The organism is Streptomyces sp. NPDC059037, assembly GCF_042740015.1.
In the GTDB taxonomy this organism is placed as follows: Bacteria; Actinomycetota; Actinomycetes; order Streptomycetales; family Streptomycetaceae; genus Streptomyces.
The window spans coordinates 1-6754 of record NZ_JBHYIG010000402.1 but is presented as its reverse complement, the minus strand read 5'-3'; the positions used below and the strand labels follow the sequence as shown (position 1 = coordinate 6754).

The 6754-nt window shown below is 72.9% G+C and carries 4 protein-coding genes; 2 read left to right on the top strand and 2 right to left on the bottom strand.

Going from position 1 to position 6754, the window contains the following annotated elements; all coding sequences use genetic code 11:
• Nucleotides 1–710 precede the first annotated feature (710 nt).
• A complete protein-coding gene (locus ACFWY6_RS43165; protein WP_384702715.1) occupies nucleotides 711–3251 on the top strand; it encodes a helicase-associated domain-containing protein in 2541 nt (846 codons plus the stop codon).
• Nucleotides 3252–3351: 100 nt separating this feature from the next.
• Nucleotides 3352–4995, top strand: a complete 1644-nt coding sequence (locus tag ACFWY6_RS43160; RefSeq protein WP_384702712.1) for a DNA repair helicase XPB — start codon at nucleotides 3352–3354, stop codon at nucleotides 4993–4995.
• Nucleotides 4996–5019: 24 nt separating this feature from the next.
• On the opposite strand, the gene ACFWY6_RS43155 is transcribed toward ACFWY6_RS43160, so the two are convergent.
• Nucleotides 5020–5259, bottom strand: coding sequence for a hypothetical protein (locus ACFWY6_RS43155; protein ID WP_384702709.1), 240 nt, complete (start codon nucleotides 5257–5259; stop codon nucleotides 5020–5022).
• Nucleotides 5260–5332: 73 nt separating this feature from the next.
• Complete coding sequence (locus tag ACFWY6_RS43150) at nucleotides 5333–6598, bottom strand: glycosyltransferase 87 family protein (protein WP_384702706.1); 1266 nt, start codon at nucleotides 6596–6598, stop codon at nucleotides 5333–5335.
• Nucleotides 6599–6754 lie beyond the last annotated feature (156 nt).

The following is a 6754-nucleotide window of genomic DNA, read 5'->3' as shown; positions in this document are numbered from 1 at the left end:
CCCGCGCAACGAGAGGGGCGGGGACGGGCATCGGCCCCCACGCACCCGCACCGCGCAACGAGACACGAGGGGACGGGCATCGGCCCCCACGCACGGCCAGCGCGCATCGAGACGCGAGGGGACGGGCATCGGCCCCCACGCACCCGCACCGCGCATCGAGACGCGAGGGGACGTGTCGGTATGTCCGCACGGAGCACGGTACGCAGCACTCCCCAACCGCAGCAGCAAAGCGCCCGGACCGAGATGGCGAGTACGGACATACCGGCGCGGCCCCGCCCCCAAGACGCACCGCACCGCAGACGACCCCCAAAGCCGCCGCCCCACCCCACAGCCGGACCGCCCGCAGACGGCACCCAAGCCGCAGCCCCGCCTCCAAGACGAACCGCACCGCAGACGCCCTCCGAGCCCCACCCCACAGCCGGACCGCCCCACAGCCGGCACCCAAGCCGCAGCCCCGCCTCCAAGACGAACCGCACCGCAGACGCCCCCCGAGCCCCACCCCACAGCCGGACCGCCCCGCAGCCGGCACCCAAGCCGCAGCCCCACCCCCAAGACGAACCGCACCACAGACCGCAGCCCCGCAGCCCCGCAGCCCCGCAGCCCCGCAGCCGGCAACGACCCCGCAGCCCCACCCCGCACAGCACGCCGCACCCCCGATCCAGCGCCGCGAAAGGCCCAGCCCCCGCCGCCGACCCGCTACCGTGGCCGGGATGAGCACCGACGAGCAGGCACAGCGTCCAGCGGACACCCCCCGGTCACTCGCCGAGGCGCTTCGGTCCCGTGGCGACGAGTCGCTCGGTGCGCTGCTGCAGGCCCGCCCCGACCTGCTCACCCCTGTTCCGACCGACCTCACGCAGCTGGCCACCCGCGCCGCGACCCGCGCCTCCGTCGTCCGCGCCCTGGAGCGGCTCGACCGTTTTACGCAGCAGGTCGCCGAGGCCCTCGCCGTGGCTCCGGAGCCGGCGACGTACGCCGAACTGCACGCGCTGATCGCGGGAGACGAGGGGGGCGACGGCGGGGACACGGCGACGGACGAAGCGCTCGGCCGGGCCGTCGGCGTCCTGCGCGAGCAGGCCCTCGTCTGGGGCCCCGACGACCGCCTGCGCCTGGTCCGCACGGCACGCGAACTCCTCGCCCCCGCCCCGCAGTACCCCTCCCCCACCGGCCTCGGCCCCACCGTCGCCGAGGCCACCGCGGGGATGTCGCCGAACCGTATCCAGGACATCGTCACGGCGGCCGGGCTGCCCTCCACCCACGACGCGGTGTCCGCCGTCCGCTCGCTGACCGACCTCTTCACGGACCGCACCCGGATGTCCGCACTGCTCGACGAGGCCCCCGCCGAGTCCGTCGAGGTGCTCTCGCGGCTCGTCTGGGGCCCGCCGTACGGCCAGGTGACCGCAGACCCGGCGCGGCATCTGCGCTGGCTCCTGGACCGGGGCCTGCTCCTGCCGACCTCACCCGGCACCGTCGTACTCCCCCGCGAGGCGGCCCTGCACCTGCGCGCGGGCCGCGCGCACCGCGTCATCGAACCGGCGCCGCCCGCCGTGCAGCCGCTGCGCGAGCACCGTCCACAGGTTGTGGACGCGACGGCGGCGGGCCAGGCGTACACGGCGCTCGCCACGGTCGAGGAGCTCCTGAAGGACTGGGACGAGGGCGGCCCGACGGTCCTGCGGGCCGGCGGCCTGAGCGTGCGGGATCTGAAGCGGACGGCGGTGGCGCTCGACGTACCGGAGCCGGTGGCCGCGTTCTGGGTCGAACTGGCCTACGCGGCGGGCCTGGTGGCGTCGGACGGCGAGACGGACGAGCGGTACGCGGCGACACCGGCGTACGACGACTGGCAGGAGCTGCCCGCCGCCGAGCGCTGGTCGGCGCTCGCCACGGCCTGGCTGACGGCGACCCGCACGGCGGGCCTGATCGGCGGCCGCGACGGCAAGGACCGCACGCTGTCGGCGCTGGGCCCGCACCTGGACCGCTCGTCGGCCCCGGAGATCCGCCACCGGGTCCTGACGCTCCTCACGACACTCCCGGACGGTGCGAGCCCGACGCCCGACTCGCTCCTGGCCAGGCTGCGCTGGGAGCGCCCGCCGAGGGGCTCCGCCGGGGGCGGGGCCTCCGCGGGCGGCGTGTCCACCGGCAGCAGCACATCCGCAGGCAACGCGCCACTCGAACTGCGCGCCCGCATCGCCCAATGGACCCTGAACGAGACGGAGTTGCTCGGCATCACGGGCCGCGGCGCGCTGTCGTCGCACGGGAGGGCACTGCTCGGCTCCGAGGAGGGCGCGGCAACGGCGCCCGCCCCCTCCCCCGCCGAGCTGGCCGTATCCGCGGCCCGAGCCGCCCGCCTCCTCACCCCCCTCCTCCCCGAGCCCCTCGACCACGTGCTCCTCCAGGCGGACCTCACCGCGGTGGCCCCCGGCCCGCTGGAGCGCCCGCTCGCCGAGACCCTCGCCGTACTCGCGGACGTCGAGTCGAAGGGCGGCGCGACGGTGTACCGCTTCACGCCCGGCTCCGTGCGCCGCGCGCTGGACGCGGGCAAGTCGGCGTCCGACCTGCACGCGTTCCTGGCCGCGCACTCCCGCACGCCGGTCCCGCAGCCCCTCGCGTACTTGATCGACGACGTGGCCCGAAAGCACGGCCACCTCCGAATCGGCGCGGCATCGGCATACGTACGCTGCGACGACGAGGCGCTGCTCAACGAGATCCTCGCCGACAAGCGCTCCCAGGGCCTGCGCCTGCGCCGCCTCGCCCCCACCGTGCTCGCCGCGCAGGCCGACCCCGGCGCGCTCCTCGAAGGGCTGCGCGCGATGGGCTTCGCGCCCGCCGCGGAGAGCGCCGAGGGCGACGTACTGATCCACCGAGCCCACGCCCACCGCACACCGCCGCGCACCGCCCCCGAGCCCGTCCACGACGGCCCGCCACTGCCGGACGACACGATGACCGGCGCCGCGGTGCGCGCCATCCGCGCGGGCGACCTGGCCTCGACGACTCCCCGCAAGGCCACCCCGGAGACGACCGGCGCGCTCCCCCGCACGACGGCGGCGGAGACCCTCGCCACGATGCAGGCGGCAGTCCTGACCGGCGAGGCGGTCTGGATCGGCTACGTGAACGCGGAGGGCTCGGCGAGCCAGCGCGTGATCGCCCCGATCCGCGTCGAGGGCGGCTTCGTCACGGCGTACGACCACACGGCGGACGAGGTCAGGACGTATCCGCTGCATCGGGTGACGGGGGTGGCGGAGCTCGCGGACGACTGAGTCACGGCCGGAGCGACGGCTGAGGCCCACAGCACAGTCAGGGCGGTAATCGCGCGCCATGCGGCACACTGGACGTTTGGCTTACCGAAAGGGTGCGCGCGTGAACGGTCCCCTCATCGTCCAGTCGGACAAGACCCTCCTGCTCGAGGTCGACCACGAGCAGGCCGATGCCTGCCGCCGTGCCATCGCGCCCTTCGCGGAGCTGGAGCGTGCCCCCGAGCACATCCACACCTACCGCGTGACGCCGCTCGGTCTGTGGAACGCCCGTGCGGCGGGGCACGACGCGGAGCAGGTCGTGGACGCGCTGGTGGAGTTCTCGCGGTATCCCGTGCCGCACGCGCTGCTCGTGGACGTCGCGGAGACGATGGCGCGGTACGGGCGGCTCACGTTGTCCAAGCACCCGACGCACGGGCTTGTGCTGACCACCACCGACCGGCCCGTGCTCGAAGAGATCCTGCGGTCCAAGAAGGTGCAGCCGCTCGTCGGCGAGCGGGTCGACGCGGACACCGTCGTCGTGCATCCCTCCGAGCGTGGGCAGATCAAGCAGACCCTGCTCAAGCTCGGGTGGCCCGCCGAGGATCTTGCCGGGTACGTCGACGGAGAAGCGCACCGGATCGACCTCGCCGAGGACGGGTGGGCGCTGCGGCCGTATCAGAAGCAGGCCGTCGAGGGCTTCTGGCACGGCGGGAGCGGCGTTGTCGTACTGCCCTGTGGCGCCGGGAAGACGCTGGTGGGGGCCGGGGCCATGGCCGAGGCCAAGGCGACCACTCTCATTCTCGTGACCAATACCGTCTCCGCGCGGCAGTGGAAGCACGAGCTGGTGAAGCGGACCTCGCTGACCGAGGACGAGATCGGTGAGTACAGCGGGACGAAGAAGGAGATCCGGCCGGTCACCATTGCGACCTATCAGGTGCTGACCACCAAGCGGAAGGGCATCTATCCGCACCTCGAGCTCTTCGACTCCCGTGACTGGGGGCTCATCGTCTACGACGAGGTGCATCTGCTGCCCGCCCCCGTCTTCAAGTTCACCGCCGATCTGCAGGCCCGGCGGCGTCTTGGGCTCACCGCGACCCTGGTCCGTGAGGACGGGCGGGAGTCCGATGTCTTCTCCTTGATCGGGCCCAAGCGGTTCGATGCTCCTTGGAAGGAGATCGAGGCTCAGGGGTACATCGCGCCCGCCGACTGCGTGGAGGTGCGGGTCAATCTGACGGACTCGGAGCGGCTCGCGTACGCCACCGCCGAGGCCGAGGAGAAGTACCGGTTCTGCGCCACCACCGCCACCAAGCGGAAAGTGACGGAGGCGCTGGTCAAGAAGCATGCCGGGGAGCAGACCCTCGTCATCGGGCAGTACATCGATCAGTTGGACGAGCTGGGCGAGCATCTGGAAGCGCCCGTCATCAAGGGCGAGACGACCAACGCGCAGCGCGAGAAGCTGTTCGGCGCCTTCCGGGAAGGCGAGATCTCGGTTCTCGTCGTGTCCAAGGTCGCCAACTTCTCCATCGATCTGCCAGAAGCCACCGTCGCGATTCAGGTGTCCGGAACCTTCGGCTCCCGGCAGGAGGAGGCACAGCGGCTCGGTCGCGTGCTGCGTCCCAAGGCCGACGGGCACGAGGCGCGCTTCTACTCCGTGGTGGCGCGGGACACCATCGACCAGGACTTCGCGGCGCATCGGCAGCGGTTCCTCGCCGAGCAGGGGTACGCGTACCGGATCGTCGATGCGGACGAGCTGCTGACCGAGGGCTGAGGCCGACGCCGGTCGCCGTCCGGCTCAGGAGCCCACGAGCATCGCCACGGGGATCGTCACGACCGACGTGATGGCGAACGCCGTCCGCAGCCACGCCGCGCGCGCGTCGCGCGGCGTGAGCCAGCCCGCCGCCAGGCAGCCGATGCCGCCGAGCAGCGCGAGTACGTAGCGGGCCACCAGGTCCTGGTGCTCCGGCGACGACGCGTCACCGAGCTCCGCGTCGAGCGCGACCACGTACCCGCCGAGCACGAGGAGCAGCACCACGACGGGGGTCGCGAGAGCCGGCCCGAGGATGCGGCTCGGGCGGGGGACGGGGTGCGCGGCGGCATAGGCGGCGTTACGGGCGGCCCACGCCTCCTGCGGCTCCGTCTCGGATCGCGGTTCCGTCTCGGTTTGCGGATCCGTCTCGGTTTGCGCATCGGTATCCATGGAGCGAGTCAACCTCCGCGCGCGGCGCGGGCACCTGCGTCCCCGTACTCAGATACGTACTCAACATCGGCAGCAGCGCCACGCCGAGCAGCACGTACGGCGAGGCCAACGGCTGTTGCCACCACGGCAGATGCAGGTCCAGGTCGCCCTGGTGCGGGAGCAGCCAGAAGGTGCGGGCCGTGAAGAGGGTCGCCACCGCCGCGGTCAGGCGGGGGCGGCCCTCCGCCATGAGCAGGGTCAGGAGCGGTACGCACCACACCCAGTGGTGGGACCAGCTGATCGGGGAGATCAGCAGGGCGGTGGCCGCCGTCAGGAGGATGCCGCGGGGTTCCGACCTGGCCCGGCGCGCCAGCCAGAGGCCGAGCGCGGCGGTGAGGGCCGCGGGGATCGCCCATGCCGGGCCGGGGGTGGGGTCGTGGAGCGCCCTGGCGATCAGGCCCTGGAGCGACTGGTTGTCGACGATCCATGCCTTGCCGACGCGGTTCGTCTCGAAGAGGCGGTGCGTCCAGAAGTCGGCGCTGGCGGCGGGGAGCACGAGGGCGCCGAGAGCGACCGTGCCGGTGAGGGCCGCCAGTGCGGTGCAGCCCTCGCGTACGCGTCCTCTCAGGAAGAGGTACGCGATGAAGATCGCGGGGGTGAGCTTGATGCCGGCTGCGATGCCGAGTGCGAAGCCCTTGCCGGTGGCGCCCGGCGGGCGGGTGAGGTCCCAGAGGATCAGACAGGCGAGGGCCAGGTTGATCTGGCCGAACAGGACCGTCTGGAAGACGGGCTCCAGCCAGAGCGCTGCCGCTGTGGCCGCGAGGAGGAGCGCGGGGCGGGTGCGGGTGCCTGCCAGGCCGGCCGAGAGGTGGATCAGGAGGGCGAGGAGGGCGATGTTGCCGAGGATGAAGGCGAGCCTGAGGGCGGGGAGGGGAAGCCAGGTCGTCGGCACGAAGAGGATGGCCGCGAAGGGTGGATAGGTGGCGGGCAGCTCCCACTCGGTGACGGTGAACCCGTAGAGGTCCGTCCCGTTGGCCACGGCGGCCCCCTCGGCCCGGTAGACAAGGGTGTCGGCCATGGGGATGTGTTGCGCCAGGCAGAGGGCGGCGAAGGCGAGCAGCGAGGCGGCGAGCAGGGCGGCCGCGGCGGGAGTTCTGCCCTTGCGTGATCGGGGCGTCACTGTGGGTTCCGTCACGGCGGTGACCTTAGCGGCACACCGACACGTCCCCTCGCGTCTCTATGTGCGCTGCGGGTCGCGCCCCCAAATGGGGCGGGGTTCATGGGGGAGATCCCACAAGCGCCCCCCCGCAAAAATAACACCCCCCCCCCCCCCCGCCGCCCCCCCCCGCGC

What these genes read in the sequence shown, in the direction of transcription:
- ACFWY6_RS43165 (WP_384702715.1), top strand. Translation starts at nt 711, where the DNA reads ATGAGCACCGACGAGCAGGCACAGCGTCCAGCGGACACCCCCCGGTCA.